This window comes from Fervidicola ferrireducens, assembly GCF_001562425.1.
Taxonomy (GTDB): Bacteria; Bacillota; Thermosediminibacteria; order Thermosediminibacterales; family Thermosediminibacteraceae; genus Fervidicola; species Fervidicola ferrireducens.
On the sequence record NZ_LOED01000017.1, the window covers coordinates 21,425 to 37,028 of the forward strand.

The following is a 15,604-nucleotide window of genomic DNA, read 5'->3' on the forward strand; positions in this document are numbered from 1 at the left end:
CGCTGTGATCCTAAAAGCGGTGTCTACATCTCCCTGCGGCCCTCCAAGGCCTTCGCCAGGGTTATCTCGTCGGCGTAATCCAGGTCCCCACCCACCGGGATGCCGTGGGCTATGCGCGTAACTTTGAGCCCCAGGGGTTTTAAAAGCCTTGCGATGTAAAGGGCCGTGGCCTCGCCTTCCACGTCGGGATTGGTGGCGATTATGACTTCCTTCACGCCAGAGGAAACTCTAGCAAGAAGCTCCTTTATCCTTATATCATCGGGACCTATACCCTCAAGGGGCGATATGACGCCGTGCAGCACATGATACAGCCCTTTGTAGTCCCTCGTTTTTTCCACCGCTACCACGTCCTTGGGCTCTTCCACCACCATTATGGTGGTTCTATCCCTATGCGGGGCGCTGCATATGCTGCACGGGTCCACGTCGGTAAAGTTCCCGCACACGGAACAGTACACTATGGATTCTTTTGCATCGGCTATAGCCTGGACGAGATTTGTAACCCTCTCTTTCGGCATTTTCAAAATGTAAAAAGTAAGCCGCTGGGCCGTCTTCGGCCCTATGCCTGGCAGGCGCGAAAGTTCATCTATAAGCCGGGCTATGGGCTGTGCGTAATATGCCATATCGATCCTTCCTTAAAAAAGCCCCGGTATGTTGAGGCCTCCGGTGAGTTTCTCCATTTCACTTGCCACCATTTCCTCGGCTTTCTGCAGGGCTTCGTTGACGGCGGCAAGGATGAGGTCTTCCAGCATTTCCACATCCTCGGGGTCCACGGCTTCCGGCTGAATCTTTATTTCCACAAGTTCTTTTTTACCGTTGGCCACTGCCCTTACCGCGCCACCGCCGGCCGTCGCTTCCACCGTCCTTTCTTTTAGTTCTTCCTGGAGTTTTGCCATCTCTTCCTGCATCTTCTGGACCTGCTTCATGAGCTTGTTTATATTCCCCATACCGCCGAAATTTTTCATAAAATCAACCTCCATTCCGGTTATTCATCTTCTATTTCCACCAGGTCCTCGCCGAAAAGTTCAACGGCGCTCCTGATGAATTCCTCATCGGAGACATCTTCGTCCTTCGATGCGGCTACTTCATTTTTTTTTAAGCCTTTTATTACGACTTCCAATCCGGTAACACTTTTAATTCCTTCTTCTATCAATTTTTTCTGCATCTCAATAAGGGTCTTATGCCCCTCGAACCCTTCGAAAGAAAGGAAAAGAGCACCATTTTTCATATCGCAAGGTTCAACTCGGCATTCCTTCATGACGTTGACCAGGGCCATCTTCCCGGATTTTTCAAGTTCTTCCAATACGTCCCGCCATTTTGTTTTAAGTTCCTCGAGAGTCCCATCCTTTTTTCGCTTTCCACCGCCCGGGCTTTGCCGGACTTCCTCCCCCGGCGCACCTTCGGATACTTCCGGTTTGCCTTCGAGCCTTGCAGCCTCTTCGCCTAATTTTTCCGGCTTTTCCGGTCCGTCCTTCATATCCTCCTCTTCTACGCTCTTTTCCTCCACCTCATCCCTCAACGGTTCACCTGCCATATTTCCTTTTTCGCCGCCATTTTCCTTCACTTTCGCCAGGTTTTCATCCTTTTTTGCGCGTTTTTTTTCTTCCTGTACCGAAAGTGCCGGGCTTTCTAGAAGCTCTTTTAACCTTCTTTCCAGCTCTTCAACCCTCTGTTCCAAAACCTTCACTTTCGCAGCTTCGCCTGCATCCCCCGTCCACAGCTCCGGCATGGCAAGCTTTACCATGGCGGCTTCCAGCACGGTCCTGGGTTGGGATGCCCACCGCACATCGCCAGCAGCTTTTTTTAAAAGGTCCAATGAATTTAGAATTTCTTCCGTGGAATAAATCTTCGCCAAAGCCTCCAGCCTGCCGTATTCCTCATCGGTCACGTCGACGAGTTCCCGGTTTGCCCCCACCGATACCATAAGCATATTCCTGTAAAGGACCATAAGGTCGTCGGCAAAGCGCACGAGGTCCTTACCAGTGTTTACCACTTCTTCAATTACATCCAGAATCCTGCCAGGATTTCTGCTCTTTGCGGCTCTCGCTATTTCCATCAAGAGGTCATCGCCCACCGCCCCAAAAAGCGAAAGCGCATCCTCAAAGGTAAGCCTGTTTCCGCCAAAAGAAAGGGCCTTGTCAAGCAGGCTCAAGGCATCGCGCATGGACCCTTGTGAATTCCTCGCAACAAGTAAAAGGGCCCTTTCTTCCGCATCGACCCCGTTTTCTTCGGTTATCCTCTTTAGATGAGGGAGCATTTCCCGGGCCTGAACCCTTTTAAAATCGAACCTCATGCAGCGGGACAAAATCGTGGCCGGAAGCCTGTTTGGCTCAGTGGTGGCGAGAATGAAAACCACGTGGCGCGGCGGTTCTTCGAGGGTCTTCAAAAGGGCATTGAAAGCCTCGGTGGTAAGCATGTGCACCTCGTCGATAATGTACACCCTGTAGCGCCCTTCCGACGGAGGAAAATTCACCCTCTCCCTCAGGGCCCTGATGTCATCGATACCCCTATTGGAAGCTGCATCCATTTCGATAACATCCATCATAGAGCCTTCATTGATAGCAATGCAATTTTTGCACTTGTTGCACGGGGTGTCGGTAGGGCCATGCTCGCAATTTAAAGCTTTTGCCAGAACTCTGGCGGTGCTGGTTTTGCCCGTGCCTCTCATACCGCAAAAAAGGTAGGCATGTCCTATTTTCCCCGATTTAACCTGGTTTTTTAAAGTCCTGACAATGGCTTCCTGGCCCACGATTTCATCGAAATTCCTAGGCCTGTACTTCCTGTAAAGGGCCACGTATGCCATGGGATATCCCCCGCGACAATAATTTTCCAGATACTTCAAAAGCCGCCGAAGCTATCCGGCGGCTTGAAATTTTGGCCGTGCACCCTCCGTCGATTTTTCCCTCCGGGCGATACCGAGACAGTTAACTCCGACTAGGCAACCCCGCGGCACATGGAAGGGCTTCCTTACCGTTGCTTCCTTCCGGACCTGGCGGGGTTCGGAAGTTTCCATTGCGCGGGACCCGGTCTTCTTCGCCACTTATCCCGGCCGGACCCCACAGGGAAGAAACCTCGGGAGGGAATTCGACCCCACTACAGCGGATTGTGGGTGCAGGGCACCGCTACCTCCCCGTCTAGCACGGCCAAATTTTTCTGCAGGTATTCTGCAAAGTTTATTATACTATCTTTATAAAAAAATAGCAAGGCAAATCACTTTTACAACTTTTTGAAAGAAGCTCCAATTCCACCCCAAAGTAAGCTTTGCAGGTAAACTACCTATACTGCAATTTCACCAATTTTAATCCTTCTTGCTAAATCCTTCACCTTTTCTTCGATCGCCCTTGCAGTCCTTTCGAATTCCTCCTCGCCCTTGCCCGTCGGGTCTTCCAACCCCCAGTCCTCCACATGCTTTGCCGGAAGATAAGGACAGTTCACGTTGCAGCCCATTTTTACCACGATATCAATTTTCGGAAGTTCGTTTAATAACTTAGGGTACTGTTTTTTTTCCATGTCCACTCCATAAAGTTTTTTAATGATTTTTACCGCATCCGGATTAATCTGCGATTTAATTTCCGTTCCGGCGGAATAAGCTTCGAAAACATCCGATGCAAAAAGCTTAGCTATAGCTTCCGCCATCTGGGACCTGCACGAATTGTGAACGCAGACAAAGGCTACTTTGGGTTTCATTTCTCCACCCTTTCGTTAATCAGTTTAAACTTTATTTTTCGAAAACATCTTTTAATTCTATAACTAGATCCCCAAAGAGCGATACTTTAATCTTATCTTCCACGCTGTAGACATCCGGCCTGCCGTACCTTTTATTTTCTTGCAACGTAAATACACTTACTATCTTATTTTCAGGTTCGACGATCCAATATTCCTTTACTCCGTGCCTTTCATACAAATTAAATTTCTCCATTTTATCCTTTCGGGCGGTAGAGGGGGAAGTAACCTCCACGATCAAATCGGGCGCTCCCTTGCATCCCTGGTCATCCAGCTTTGCTTTATCGCAAACAATCACTATATCCGGTTCCACTACATTTTTTATGGCTTTATCACTCTGTTCACCTTCCTCGGGTAACCTAACTCCAAAAGGAGCATAATAAACCTCGCAATCCTTGTCTTTCAGATAATTGAAAAACTGAGCATATATAGCACCCGATATTTTTTGATGCAATCTTGACGGTGGGGCCATCATATAAATATGTCCGTCAATTATTTCCATCCTTTCCGTATCAGGCCAGTTTAGATAATCTTCATAAGTGTAGACCTTCTCTTCCTTTCGGGGTAGTGGCATCGCTTAACACTCTCCCCTGCAATTTTAAAGATTAATTTAATTATACACTTCGCTCTTTCCTATTTTCAACTAAATAAGGTAGATGAAATACCATCTGCCTTATTTCCAGAATTGGGGCAAATAGGCTTTATTCACCAATTCTGCCCCCTTTGAAAACTATTTGGTACAAACCTATCATCTCTTCTACTAAGTCTTTCGCCAACATGGCATTCATTAAATGGTCCTGGGCATGTATCAAAAGCAGAGAAATCTCTTGTTTTTCTCCCTGCACTTCTTTTTGTATCAACTCTGTCTGGACGTGATGGGCTTCGATGATTTCTTCTCCCGCTTTACTAATACAATTTTTAGCCTTATCAAAATCTCCGTTTCTTGCATGTTTTAAGGCCTCAAAACAATAACTACGCGCATTGCCCGCATGAGATATTATAGTAAAGACTATCTGTTCAGGGCTCATCTTGCATCCTCCTATTTCCCAGCAAAATATTTTAGGCAGCCGGTCCATTGATTTAACCGGCTGCTTTTTATTTTTCAAAATCACAACTCTTCCCCGTTGATCGCTATGACGTTTTTATACCAGTAAAAACTCTTCTTCTTAATTCTTCTCAAGTCTTTCAAATCGAACTCATCCCTGTTTACATATATAAAGCCATATCTTTTGCTTATCCCCTGATGGGTGCTAACGAGGTCTATAGCCGACCATGGGCAATATCCTATCAGATTTACTCCTTCGGATATGGCAATTTTCGCCTGCTCTATATGCTTGCGCAAGTATTCGATGCGGTAGTCATCGTTCACAACATCGCCTTCTTCGAGTTTGTCGTAAGCCCCCAGCCCGTTTTCAGTCACCAAAAGCGGCAGGTTATACCTATCGTGCAATTCCCTCAAGGTAATTCTAAAACCTAACGGATCAATCTCCCACCCAAATTGCGTCTTCTCAAGATGGGGATTTGCCACTCCTTTATAAAAACCGGGTTCTCCAATAACTATCTGCTGATCTCCGGTGGAATTACTAGAGGAAGTTCCGTCATCCCATGCCACCGTCGCCGTGGAGTAGTAATTGAATGCTATGAAATCCGGTTTCGCTTCTTTTATAATATTCATATCGCCTTCTTCGATATCCGGCACGCAGTTTTCTCTTTCCATATAACTCCATGCTACACTGTTATAGCGCCCGAACACCGGCAGGTCCAAGTAAAGCCAATTCCTGATCGATGAAAAGTTCTGCGCTGCCAGGACATCTTCCGGTTTCGAAGAAGCCGGATAAACGTATGCGATGTTCGGAGCCGGTCCGATTTTTGCTCCCGGACACATTTCATGACACAGCTTTATAGCTTTTGCTTGCGCCAAAAACATGTGGTGGTTCTGCTGGTATAGTTCCTTTTTCGGATTATCAGATTTAGCCTCAATCATCCCCAAAACTGCTCCGTACATCACCACCATATTTTGCTCGTTAATCGTCAACCAATACTTAACCCGGTCGCCGAAATATTTAAAGAGCGTTCTGGCATAATTTTCGTATGCTTCGATAGTTTCGCGGTTTGCCCATCCTCCCTTTTTCTGTAACTCATAGGGCAAATCAAAGTGGTATATCGTCACGATAGGTTCTATATTGTGTGCTTTCAATTCATTTATAAGTTTATCATAAAATTCAATTCCTTTCTCGTTCAACCGTCCAGCACCTTCAGGAAATATTCGAGTCCAGGATATGGAAAAACGGTATGCCTTAAGTCCCATCTCGGCAAATAATGCAACGTCTTCCTTATACCTGTGATAATGATCACTAGCCACTTTAAAGTCGGTAACTCCTTCGGGAGTTTTCCCCACATCTATAACTGACAATCCCTTTCCATCCTCATTCCATGCCCCTTCCACCTGGTATGCCGAAGTGGAAGCACCCCACAAAAAATCTTTGGGAAACGAAATTGTTTTGCGTTCCATTACAGAAGACCTCCTTCTATTCCCGTTCAGATGCCGGCTTCACTTCCTCTTCATAGGCGTTATTGTCAGCTATCTTAAAGAACGGATAATATATAAGGGCCGATACCAATACCAATACCACTTGCAGTGCAGCAATCCTCCAACTTCCTTGGAGTATTCCAGAAACAATAATAGGAGTTCCCAAAGGCATCATGGCACCCATGAGGGGCGGCACTATTCCAATTGCCGTAGCAATATATGCAATTACAGAAATGACAATAGGTGTCAAAATAAAGGGGATTGCCATAAGAGGATTCAATATTATTGGAGTACCGAAGATTATAGGTTCATTTATGCCGCAAATTCCCGCTGCTATTGCGAGCTTTCCTAAGGTCTTAAAGCGCTGACTTTTCGCTTTAAAAAGCATCAGCAAATTCAAGCCTAAGGTAGCACCAGAACCACCTAACAATGTATAGCACATCAGGAAAGCAAATCCCGGAACATTTTGCATTGGAAGCCCTGCATTAAAAGCTTCTAAGTTTTTCAAGTCCAAAGCCATCCAAATCGGCATCATAACTGATATGGCAACCAACATGCCGTGCAGACCAACCAGCCACAAAAGATGTGCCACGAACATGACTAAAATAAAAGCCCATATTGTTCCGCCCAAACCCTGTAGCGGAGTCTGGATAAAGGTATAAATAACCTTATGTATGCTACCGTAAGCAGTGTTATCGAAAATAAGTTTTATAACCAACACCAAAGCACTGATGATAAAACCTGGAATAAGCCCGGCAAACGACTTTGTAATCGTAGGTGGAACCCCTTCGGGCATCTTTATTACAAGACCCTTTTGCACCAAATACGCATAAAGTCTGCCGACAAAAATCCCGAGCAATATAGCAACAAACAGCCCTGTAGCCCCTAACCACTCGAAAGAAATGTAATTCGTAACACTTCCATCTTTTTCTATGGAGGCTAGCGGTGTGAGAATCAAAAAAGAAATTATTCCAAACAGTCCAGCAGCAGGACTATCTACATCAAATTTCTTAGAAATATTCGTAGCAACCAGAAAAACTGCCAGCAGCGAAATTATATCTGTTGTAAAGTTTATCAAAACCGAAAGATAGTTGCTGACTCCTGACGATGTCACAAAAGACTGGTAGTCGCTAATAGGCAAGTTTTTAAGCAGTGTCGCTATAGCTCCAACTAAAATTACTGGCATCAATGATGTAAGGCCTTCCATTATAGAACCCAAATATTTGTTGTTTGAAAAACTAGTGGCAACAGGCATAATCTTTTTTTGCAGTTCCTCTAAATTAAATTTCATTGAAAATTCCTCCCTTCTAATCATAATAAAACCTATTTTTCACCGATTAACTTTAACGCGAAATCTAAAACTTTCTCCCCGTTCATCATTCCATAGTCCATAGGATCGATAACTTCTATAGGGAATTTGTCACCATACTTTTTCTTGAACTCGTCCTTTTTGTAACGTATTTGCGGTCCCAACAATAAAACATCGACGTTTTCTATTTCTTTGTCTATACTCTCCCCAGAAGTAGCAGCTATTTCAACTTCTATACCCCTTTCTTTAGCAGCTTTCTGCATCTTGGTTACCAGCAAACTAGTAGACATCCCCGCACCGCATACAAGTAAGATTCTCTTCATAAACTCTATCTCCCCCTTTTCTTTTTCCAATTTTTTTGAAATAAATACTTCGCAAAATCTATGCCAAAGAGAAAAAATGATTTCTACAGGCAAAAAAAAAGAACTTTTTCAAAACTGTATCTATGTGTATCTTTTATTTTTAAATAAATACTGATATGTGTATCGTTTAAAGCGAGTAAACCAACTTCATTATCATCACACATTCTCCATCGGGGATCTCAATATCAAATTCCTCTTCAAAGAAGGTCACAGCCTTTTTAATCAAATCGAACTCATCAGGATAGTGTTTTATGAAATCATCGAAATTCTTTATCAAGGGTAACTCTCTTCTCCTAAGTATTCGTTCGATAGCACAAGCTATATGAATTATCAATCCTATCGTGATATCCTTGTTTAATTCCACGCCGGCATTCATCAGTGTGACAAAGAACTTTTTGAATGAAAATATATATCTTTCCGAATCTATTCCCAAATTTTCTTTGATAACATCCCGCATATTATCGATTGTTTCTAATTGACTCAGCGCATCTATTTTACCCTGCAACCTATGTATATTTCTTCTATCAAAAATCTCCGAAGTAGATATATATACAAAAGATTCGTCTTCAGGATCTACAGCACTAACAACAGCTAAAACATTTTTCTCCTCTCGAATTCTAGTCAGTTTTCTTCTAAAATCCCTTTTATTTTCAATCTTCAAAGGAATTACATCAATTCCCTTTTCCCTTAGATGAAGTTCTTTTTCCAGGAAATTTTTTAACTTAACCGCAGTGCCCTCGCCGGTTATGCAGGCGGTAACAATTACGTTCTTTTCTAGAGCTCTATCAAAATTCACGTTATCCCTATAAATTCTTCCAACATACGGACTCAAATTAACTACCGCATCGTATACCTCTTCCAGCGAAGCCTTGAGCAAAGCCTTCCGGGCCGCTTCCAAAACCATGGGAGTGGATACCATTTCGACCGTCTTTACAGTTATCCCGGTCCTCTCGTATATCATGTCCCCGAAAAGAGCAAGGGACCCCATGTCAACCAAAAGCAGAACTCCCTTACCTTTGTTGATCCTCCTCACAATATTCGTCAGATTATCGAGCGCCACCTCCGGCTTTTGATCGAGGGGCATATTGTATCCCACAACAATGTCTTCTCCCAAAAGCCTGTTGGAAACATCCGCAATGGAGGTGGCAGCCGCTTCTCCGTGCATTGCTACCACGATGCCCACTCTTTCGTCTTTTTCCATTACCTCTTCTTCAAGACACAAAAACATCGCAACAAAGCCAACTTCGTCTTCGGGAACCTTTATCTTAAATTGATCCTGAATCCTTTTTCTCAAAAAATTTGCTACTTCGAATTCCCTTTCGTACACCTTTTTTATATTTTCCAGCTGGTTATTTACGATATCCTTGCCGCTTTTGATCCTTTCTATGGAGCTCGCCACATGCATGGAAAGGCCTACAGCGTCTTTTCACCGAAAGACCTCCCCAGCTTTTCCCCGGCATAATTTAAAAAATCGCTCACTATATCGACTATCCTTTTATCCACAACCTTATACAATTCCTCCAAATTGTTCTTGTCGAGATTCAGCATGTATTTTTTCAAGTAAGTTTCTATGTCGATGCTCATTATGAGCTTTATATCGCTTTCGCTCAACCCTTTCTGCTCCAGTGCCCTTCTCTTTTCTTCCAGCGCTTCATATAAATTGAATATCTGCCTTTCCTGGTGGACGACGGGCGATAAAGCTGTAGCAGAAAACTTAATAACATCCCCGGTAACAAACCTATCTATATCATCCTTGGCCTCTCTGTACCTCAAAAGTCCTCTTCTCACGTAATCGGGCAAATCCTCGGTGTGGACACACAGCCTCTCGTCCCTTTTCATCATGTAACCTAGGTAAGCCTTTGCTATAGAAAGTTTTATATCGCTCTTCAACTGCCCTATATTGCCGGGACACTCGTAAAGCAGCAGCGCCTTGAGCGCATTCGAAGTAATGCTTATATCCGTCTTAACAACGGCCGCCTCTTCCTTGAAGAAACTCTTGATAAGCTCGAACCTTTCCTCCACCGTCCTTTCTGCCAAGTTCGGTAGTTTTATTATCATCGGAATTCGCCTTATAAAAGTTTTCAAAAGCACTGACTCAATACTTTCCGTCGTGGCGCATATTATCAAAACATCGGCCCTGTGCTGGCTTTCGGTCTCCCCCAACCGCCTGTAAAGTCCCTTGTCCATCAGGTAAAACAGCATCTCCTGACCCTCAGGAGGGAGCCTGTGAACTTCGTCGAGAAAAAGAATGCCTCCGTCCGCTTTTTCCACAAGACCCGCCCTGTCCCTATCAGCACCGGTATAAGCGCCTTTTTTTACCCCGAAAAGGTGTGCCATCAAAAGCTGGGGGTTGTTAGCGTAATCGGCACAGTTAAAAACGACGAAAGGGGCGTTGTTTTTTATCCTGCCAACTTCCTTTGCGAAATTGTACATGACCTCCGCGAACATGGACTTTCCCGTTCCCGTTTCTCCGAGCAATAGCGTATGAAGTCCGGACGGCGGATAAATAATGGCGGCCTTTGCCTGCTGTACGGCATTTTTAAGGCTCAAGTTAGCCCCTATTATTCCGTCGAAGGCATCCTTTTCCGTGACGAATTCTCCGGCAGATGCCAAATCTACCCCCTCTATCTTGTACAGGACCGGCTTTCCCTCAACCTTTTCCACCTTCCCCTCTCTGTAAAGGGCATTCAAATCGCTGGAGGCATTGGTCCGCTGTATACCGAGGGCATGGGCGATTTCCGTTGCTGAAACTCCGATTACCTCTCCCCTTTCGGCAAACTGCCTTTGACAAAGTTCCTTAAGACAGCTATAAACCTTATCAATCCTCTTCACCGTATCCCCCCTCAATGCCATTTTATCACAAGAAACGATGATAATACACATTGATACACAAAAATAAAACGCCGCTTTTTATAAAAATAAAAGCGGCATCATACCACTAATAAGGCTTAATTTTCAAAAAACGTCCGTCAAATCTATTATAAGATCGTCAAAAATCGAAACCTTTACTTTATCTCCCACACTGTACATATCAGGCCTGCCGTATCTTTTATTCTCCTGCAAAGTGACATCCTCCCCCTAATGAATTAGGGGGCATCCTCCCGATTAAACTCGGGGGCATTCTGGCGTGATTTTTGTAAAAGAAATATATTTCTTCGCCTGTTTGATGATCACGATAGCCCTCAACGGCGAATTGCCACCCGTAAGCTGTAGTCGCCCAGTGAGGCTCGTAATACCCTCCTGGTGTAATTTTAACTTTCATTGCTGCAATAGGATTACCGTGTAAGGCGACATAAAATAATCGGATCGCACCCGTAAAAGAATATTTTATTGCGCACTTTATCCTCCTCACAGTTCTACGTGTTTTTAATCTTTTTTCCACTCGATAGTACGCCTAAGGCTCCATTGAAACATCGAAAAGGGTTTTCTTCCAGCACTATCCCGATCATACCATACATGCTTTGCCCGAACAGCTCATCGGCGATTGCTTTCACCAAACATCAAGCCCACTAATTCAGCATTCAATGAGATGCCCCAATAATCCATCAGGCTGGATGTTACTTAAACACTTTCGTTAAAAGAATTTTTCTTATATCATCGTGAAGCGTTTCATACTTTGGGTTGTCCAGGTCCTCTTTGGTAATCCAGGCATACTCGGAATGTTCATCGTTAAGTTTTAAAGAAGAAATATCATCGTTTTTGGGTTTGACAAGGTATGTAAACACAACCCGGTATATATCCTCATCCCCGCTTTTACTTTTTATATTTCTAACCGATAGCTCTTCCAACAATTCCACATCTAAATTGATTTCCTCTTTTGCCTCCCTGTACATGCCCTGAATGGGAATTTCATCGTATTTTATTTTTCCAGCGGGAACGTTCCAGACATTCGGAGCGACCTTGCAATGGGGAGCCCGTTTGGTAAGAAGAACTTTGCCTTCATGAAGTAAAATAATTTCCACGGAAATTCGGTAATTAGGATACATAAAATCTCCTCCAGATTTTATATATTTCATGCACATAACTCATTTCTCCATATCTTAGCAAAATTCCTTTTTGTTTATCATAAACAAAAAAAGCCTATTTTCGGCTTCCTTAATTCCATTCAAATTTTTAATTTTTTCTTAAGCAAAACGAACCCCAATATCAAAAAAATCAGCGCACCGGTAGTCAGTGAATAATAATCCAGGTACAAGACAATCTTTCCCCATGCATTCCCGGCGAGCCTTCCCAGAAAAACCAGCACCGTGTTCCAGATAAACGTGCCTATTACGGTAAAACACAAAAAAATAGTTATTTTCATCTTTGCCATGCCTGCAGGGATTGAGATTATGCTTCTCATGAGAGGTATAAGTCTGCAAATCAAAACAGCTTTGCTGCCGTGTCTATTAAACCATTGCAGGGCTTTTCTTAAATCTTCTTTTTTAAAACGAAACACCTTAAAAAATCCTTTGTTAAAAAAGCTTTCTAGCCTACTCATTGTCAGCTTTCGGCCTATCATGTACAAAAAAAACGCTCCAGCCACCGCACCTAAAGTAGCGGATACAATAACCCCCCATACGCTCAATTTCGTATAAATAGTCATAAAACCACCAAAAAGCAGAATTACTTCAGAAGGTATGGGCGGGAAAATATTTTCTATGGTGATTAGCAAAAAGATGCCGACATAACCATAATTGTTGATAGTATTTATGACAAATTCCTTCATTTATACTTTCCTCCGCTGTTTATCACTTTATTTCGCCTTCTCATACAATCATTCAATCATTCTTCTATCATAAAAACGCACGAGTCTTCACCTTTATTTAAAGACCACATCCCTATCTTACGTAGTAGTAATCTTGGAATGTGGTCATGTGGACAAAAATAAAAATGGCGGAGAGAGCGGGATTCGAACCCGCGAGACGGGCTAAACACCCGTCTACTCGATTTCCAGTCGAGCGCCTTCGACCACTCAGCCATCTCTCCGCACGGTCTACCAATAGTTAAATATTTTATTTTTTTTTTATATGGCGGAGAGAGTGAGATTCGAACTCACGAGGCGGGGTTGCCGCCTACTCGCTTTCGAGGCGAGCGCCTTCGACCACTCGGCCATCTCTCCGCCAGATTATAATCTCTTTTTCCTGAAAAATTCCTTCAGCAAGGAGCTGCATTCCTCAGCCAGCACCCCGGGTACGACTTCAGGATGGTGGTTGAACCTTTCCACTCCAAAGAGGTCCACCACGCTGCCCGCGGCACCAGCTTTCGGGTCCCATGCACCGAAGACCACCCTGTCGAGCCTCGCAAGTATTATCGCTCCGGCGCACATGGGACATGGCTCCAATGTGACGTAAAGGCTGCATCCGATGAGTCTCCATAAACCCACCGCTTCGCAGGCCTGTCTTATCGCCAAAACTTCCGCATGAGCGGTGGCGTCCTGAGTGATTTCCCTCATGTTGTGGGCCCTGGCGATAACGCGGCCATCCTTTACGACAACCGCTCCTATGGGAACTTCGTCCATCTCAAAGGCCCTTTGCGCTTCCTTCAGCGCCTCGCGCATGAAGTATTCATGGCTTACTTCCTGCATTATCCTTCCCTTTAAAAGTACAATGGTGCGCCCGGGAGGACTCGAACCCCCGGCACGCGGTTTAGGAAACCGCTGCTCTTTCCTCCTGAGCTACGGGCGCATATTAGAAAAAATATATGGTGCGCCTGGCAGGAGTCGAACCCACAACCTTCTGATCCGTAGTCAGACGCTCTATCCAGTTGAGCTACAGGCGCACGCATGGCGGAGAGAGCGGGATTCGAACCCGCGATACGGATTTTAGGTCCGTATAGTCGCTTAGCAGGCGACCGCCTTCGACCTTCTCGGCCATCTCTCCCCGGTACTTCTGGCAGAGGGGGAGGGATTCGAACCCCCGGCCCTTTTGGGGCACTGGTTTTCAAGACCAGCTCCTTAAACCACTCGGACACCCCTCCGCTCTTTCGCGGCAATTCAAAGTATAGCACATAAAATGCTCATTGTCAACCGCAACGAATTACAATATATGTTATAATATAGTTCGGGAGGAATTTAAAATGAACCTTTCTTTTTTTTCAGCAGAAGGCCGCAACCTTTTTCTCATTTCCGCGGGCGTTTTTATCGCTCAAATAGTGTTTTCTTCCATAACTCCTTTTCTTCCGTCCCTTTTAATTGAGATGGGACTGAAGTCCAATATACCGCTGTGGTCGAGCCTTATCTTTGCCGCCAATTCATTGACCAGCGGCATCATGGCCCCTATATGGGGTGCTATATCGGACCGCTACGGCAAAAAACCCATGATGGCTCGGGCGGGCCTGGGCATGGGAGTCGTGTACTTATTGACAGCATTTTCCAAAAACCACATTCAACTCCTTCTGCTTCGCGCTTTGAACGGGATATTTGCCGGTTATATACCGGCGGCAATCACCTTCGTAGCTTCCACCAGCAGGCCTGAAAAACTGAGTCAAAACATCGGACTTGTAAATGCCGCATCGGCCGTCGGTGCAATAAGCGGACCTCTAATAGGCGGTCTCCTGGCGAAAATTTTTGGCATCAGGGGAAGTCTAATAGTTACCGCTTTTCTTCTTATCATAGCCGGGATTCTGCCTTACGCTACGGGAGTAAAGGAACCACGCGGCGAGGCGAATCGCGCTCCATTCGGGAGAGTATCGCCGAACCTCTTAAAAACCGGCAGCTTTTTTTGATCTTCATGACAGGCTTTTTGATACAGGCGGCGCTAATGGCAATACTTCCTACATTAAACCTCGTCATTCGAAATCTCTCGCCGGAAAATGCCGAATTTTATACGGGGCTCGTTTTTTCGATTATCGGAATATCCACCGCCATAGCATCGCCTTTTATCGGCAGAATCACGAGTATCCCCCTAACTACATTATACAGGCTGATGATACTCGGCGGTTCTCTGCTCACCGCTCTTCAGGGGTTTGCCAGTTCCGTTATATCGCTATTAACGTTGAGGTTTATCTTTGGATTTTTCAATGCGGGCATGACCATAGTGGGCAACGTGCTTATAGCAAAATCGGGTGATAGCAAAAACCAGGGAAGCTCCTTCGGGGTATACAACGGCATAATCTCCATAGGCCTCGTATTTGGGTCAACATTAGGCGGCGTCATGAGCAATCGCTTCGGACTTGCCTATTCGTTTTTTTCAAGTGCCTTTCTATTACTTGCTTCATTCTTTCTTTCGTTTCTAATAAGAGAACCGGAAAAGGAGAAAAGCGAAATCTGACCGTTATAATTCTTCCTTACCCTCTCTCTTCCACGAAATAACATTTAATTCGACGCCGTCTTCGGTTTCCGAAACTTCCACCACCACCGAAAGGATCTCCTTTGCCCGGCCGGCCAACCCCCGGGAAATTATTTTCAGCCTGCCGGGGCTTAATTTTTGAACAGAAACTTCGAAATACCCGTCTCCCAAACTCTCGCTCCCTGCAGGTTTGTAGTTCGGGTCCTTTTTTAGAGCCGCAAGGGTTTTTTGAACTCCCGCCTCGGCAAGATAATACGATATCGTGGCATCCCTGAAATAAGACGTTTTTTTCAGCTCCGACGACATCATATCAATGACCATTACACCTATTAAAAAAAGCAATGAAGCCGCAAAAATGACGTTAACAAGGGCAAAACCCGGGTATCCATTTTTTGATAAAGCTTTATTCATCCTG

Annotated in this window: 16 protein-coding genes, 6 tRNA genes, 1 other RNA gene and 2 pseudogenes; 2 read left to right on the forward strand and 23 right to left on the reverse strand. The window is 44.7% G+C overall.

The genetic code is table 11. The features are described 5' to 3' along the window. Window positions 1-23 precede the first annotated feature (23 nt). The 22 genes and pseudogenes from recR to AN618_RS07365 form a co-directional block, all read right to left on the reverse strand. Entirely contained in the window at window positions 24-620 is a 597-nt protein-coding gene (gene recR, locus AN618_RS07265) for a recombination mediator RecR (protein WP_066353546.1), read from the reverse strand. Between the two features lie 12 nt (window positions 621-632). Then, window positions 633-962, reverse strand: coding sequence for a YbaB/EbfC family nucleoid-associated protein (locus AN618_RS07270; protein ID WP_083515111.1), 330 nt, complete (start codon window positions 960-962; stop codon window positions 633-635). 20 nt (window positions 963-982) lie between these two features. Next, the gene (gene dnaX, locus AN618_RS07275) at window positions 983-2,800 is read right to left on the reverse strand and encodes a DNA polymerase III subunit gamma/tau (protein ID WP_066353547.1); all 1,818 of its coding nucleotides are present in this window, start codon (window positions 2,798-2,800) and stop codon (window positions 983-985) included. Window positions 2,801-2,875: 75 nt separating this feature from the next. Beyond that, window positions 2,876-3,140, reverse strand: an RNA gene (gene ffs, locus AN618_RS07280) — signal recognition particle sRNA large type. Window positions 3,141-3,273: 133 nt separating this feature from the next. After that, a complete protein-coding gene (locus AN618_RS07285; RefSeq protein ID WP_066353548.1) occupies window positions 3,274-3,684 on the reverse strand; it encodes an arsenate reductase ArsC in 411 nt (136 codons plus the stop codon). A gap of 31 nt (window positions 3,685-3,715) precedes the next feature. Then, a complete protein-coding gene (locus tag AN618_RS07290) occupies window positions 3,716-4,294 on the reverse strand; it encodes a Uma2 family endonuclease (protein WP_066353549.1) in 579 nt (192 codons plus the stop codon). Between the two features lie 127 nt (window positions 4,295-4,421). Then, the gene (locus tag AN618_RS07295) at window positions 4,422-4,748 is read right to left on the reverse strand and encodes a PTS lactose/cellobiose transporter subunit IIA (RefSeq protein ID WP_066353582.1); all 327 of its coding nucleotides are present in this window, start codon (window positions 4,746-4,748) and stop codon (window positions 4,422-4,424) included. 80 nt (window positions 4,749-4,828) lie between these two features. Then, the gene (locus tag AN618_RS07300; protein ID WP_066353552.1) at window positions 4,829-6,232 is read right to left on the reverse strand and encodes a glycoside hydrolase family 1 protein; all 1,404 of its coding nucleotides are present in this window, start codon (window positions 6,230-6,232) and stop codon (window positions 4,829-4,831) included. 16 nt (window positions 6,233-6,248) lie between these two features. Then, window positions 6,249-7,541 (reverse strand): PTS sugar transporter subunit IIC, encoded by a 1,293-nt coding sequence (locus AN618_RS07305; protein ID WP_066353553.1) that lies wholly within the window; start codon window positions 7,539-7,541, stop codon window positions 6,249-6,251. A gap of 32 nt (window positions 7,542-7,573) precedes the next feature. Beyond that, window positions 7,574-7,882 carry a PTS sugar transporter subunit IIB gene (locus AN618_RS07310; protein ID WP_066353583.1) on the reverse strand — a complete coding sequence of 103 codons (309 nt, stop codon included), beginning with the start codon at window positions 7,880-7,882 and terminating at the stop codon, window positions 7,574-7,576. A gap of 166 nt (window positions 7,883-8,048) precedes the next feature. Continuing rightward, window positions 8,049-10,753 (reverse strand): annotated as a pseudogene (locus tag AN618_RS13995) (sigma-54-dependent transcriptional regulator). A 123-nt stretch (window positions 10,754-10,876) separates the two neighbouring features. Beyond that, window positions 10,877-10,987: pseudogene (locus AN618_RS14000) on the reverse strand (Uma2 family endonuclease); the annotation flags it as partial. Then, window positions 10,971-11,303, reverse strand: a complete 333-nt coding sequence (locus AN618_RS07320) for a cupin domain-containing protein (protein WP_066353555.1) — start codon at window positions 11,301-11,303, stop codon at window positions 10,971-10,973. The pseudogene AN618_RS14000 and the gene AN618_RS07320, both read right to left, overlap by 17 nt. 175 nt (window positions 11,304-11,478) lie before the next feature. After that, window positions 11,479-11,907 (reverse strand): NUDIX domain-containing protein, encoded by a 429-nt coding sequence (locus AN618_RS07325; protein WP_066353584.1) that lies wholly within the window; start codon window positions 11,905-11,907, stop codon window positions 11,479-11,481. Between the two features lie 119 nt (window positions 11,908-12,026). Next, on the reverse strand, window positions 12,027-12,629 hold the full coding sequence (locus tag AN618_RS07330) for a DedA family protein (protein WP_066353557.1): 603 nt from the start codon (window positions 12,627-12,629) through the stop codon (window positions 12,027-12,029). Between the two features lie 165 nt (window positions 12,630-12,794). Beyond that, window positions 12,795-12,889 (reverse strand) — tRNA-Ser (locus tag AN618_RS07335). Between the two features lie 42 nt (window positions 12,890-12,931). After that, a tRNA-Ser gene (locus tag AN618_RS07340) sits at window positions 12,932-13,022 on the reverse strand. 6 nt (window positions 13,023-13,028) lie between these two features. After that, window positions 13,029-13,487 carry a tRNA adenosine(34) deaminase TadA gene (gene tadA, locus AN618_RS07345; protein WP_083515112.1) on the reverse strand — a complete coding sequence of 153 codons (459 nt, stop codon included), beginning with the start codon at window positions 13,485-13,487 and terminating at the stop codon, window positions 13,029-13,031. Window positions 13,488-13,510: 23 nt separating this feature from the next. Continuing rightward, window positions 13,511-13,587, reverse strand: a tRNA-Arg gene (locus AN618_RS07350). 17 nt (window positions 13,588-13,604) lie between these two features. Further along, window positions 13,605-13,681, reverse strand: a tRNA-Arg gene (locus AN618_RS07355). 5 nt (window positions 13,682-13,686) lie between these two features. Continuing rightward, window positions 13,687-13,782 (reverse strand) — tRNA-Ser (locus AN618_RS07360). Window positions 13,783-13,792: 10 nt separating this feature from the next. Then, window positions 13,793-13,879: transfer RNA gene (locus AN618_RS07365), tRNA-Ser, on the reverse strand. Window positions 13,880-13,978: 99 nt separating this feature from the next. Between AN618_RS07365 and AN618_RS07370 the strand changes: the two genes are divergently transcribed. Both AN618_RS07370 and AN618_RS07375 read left to right on the forward strand, forming a co-directional pair. After that, complete coding sequence (locus AN618_RS07370; protein ID WP_066353559.1) at window positions 13,979-14,626, forward strand: MFS transporter; 648 nt, start codon at window positions 13,979-13,981, stop codon at window positions 14,624-14,626. Window positions 14,627-14,631: 5 nt separating this feature from the next. Further along, window positions 14,632-15,171: an MFS transporter gene (locus AN618_RS07375; RefSeq protein WP_187694900.1), complete on the forward strand. Its 540-nt coding sequence runs from the start codon at window positions 14,632-14,634 to the stop codon at window positions 15,169-15,171. Between the two features lie 3 nt (window positions 15,172-15,174). On the opposite strand, the gene AN618_RS07380 is transcribed toward AN618_RS07375, so the two are convergent. After that, window positions 15,175-15,600 carry a hypothetical protein gene (locus tag AN618_RS07380; protein WP_066353561.1) on the reverse strand — a complete coding sequence of 142 codons (426 nt, stop codon included), beginning with the start codon at window positions 15,598-15,600 and terminating at the stop codon, window positions 15,175-15,177. Window positions 15,601-15,604 lie beyond the last annotated feature (4 nt).

Coding starts and splice junctions, on each gene's coding strand:
- recR (WP_066353546.1), bottom strand. CDS start 620: ATGGCATATTACGCACAGCCCATAGCCCGGCTTATAGATGAACTTTCG.
- AN618_RS07270 (WP_083515111.1), bottom strand. CDS start 962: ATGAAAAATTTCGGCGGTATGGGGAATATAAACAAGCTCATGAAGCAG.
- dnaX (WP_066353547.1), bottom strand. CDS start 2,800: ATGGCATACGTGGCCCTTTACAGGAAGTACAGGCCTAGGAATTTCGAT.
- AN618_RS07285 (WP_066353548.1), bottom strand. CDS start 3,684: ATGAAACCCAAAGTAGCCTTTGTCTGCGTTCACAATTCGTGCAGGTCC.
- AN618_RS07290 (WP_066353549.1), bottom strand. CDS start 4,294: ATGCCACTACCCCGAAAGGAAGAGAAGGTCTACACTTATGAAGATTAT.
- AN618_RS07295 (WP_066353582.1), bottom strand. CDS start 4,748: ATGAGCCCTGAACAGATAGTCTTTACTATAATATCTCATGCGGGCAAT.
- AN618_RS07300 (WP_066353552.1), bottom strand. CDS start 6,232: ATGGAACGCAAAACAATTTCGTTTCCCAAAGATTTTTTGTGGGGTGCT.
- AN618_RS07305 (WP_066353553.1), bottom strand. CDS start 7,541: ATGAAATTTAATTTAGAGGAACTGCAAAAAAAGATTATGCCTGTTGCC.
- AN618_RS07310 (WP_066353583.1), bottom strand. CDS start 7,882: ATGAAGAGAATCTTACTTGTATGCGGTGCGGGGATGTCTACTAGTTTG.
- AN618_RS07325 (WP_066353584.1), bottom strand. CDS start 11,907: ATGTATCCTAATTACCGAATTTCCGTGGAAATTATTTTACTTCATGAA.
- AN618_RS07330 (WP_066353557.1), bottom strand. CDS start 12,629: ATGAAGGAATTTGTCATAAATACTATCAACAATTATGGTTATGTCGGC.
- tadA (WP_083515112.1), bottom strand. CDS start 13,487: ATGCAGGAAGTAAGCCATGAATACTTCATGCGCGAGGCGCTGAAGGAA.
- AN618_RS07370 (WP_066353559.1), top strand. CDS start 13,979: ATGAACCTTTCTTTTTTTTCAGCAGAAGGCCGCAACCTTTTTCTCATT.
- AN618_RS07375 (WP_187694900.1), top strand. CDS start 14,632: ATGACAGGCTTTTTGATACAGGCGGCGCTAATGGCAATACTTCCTACA.
- AN618_RS07380 (WP_066353561.1), bottom strand. CDS start 15,600: ATGAATAAAGCTTTATCAAAAAATGGATACCCGGGTTTTGCCCTTGTT.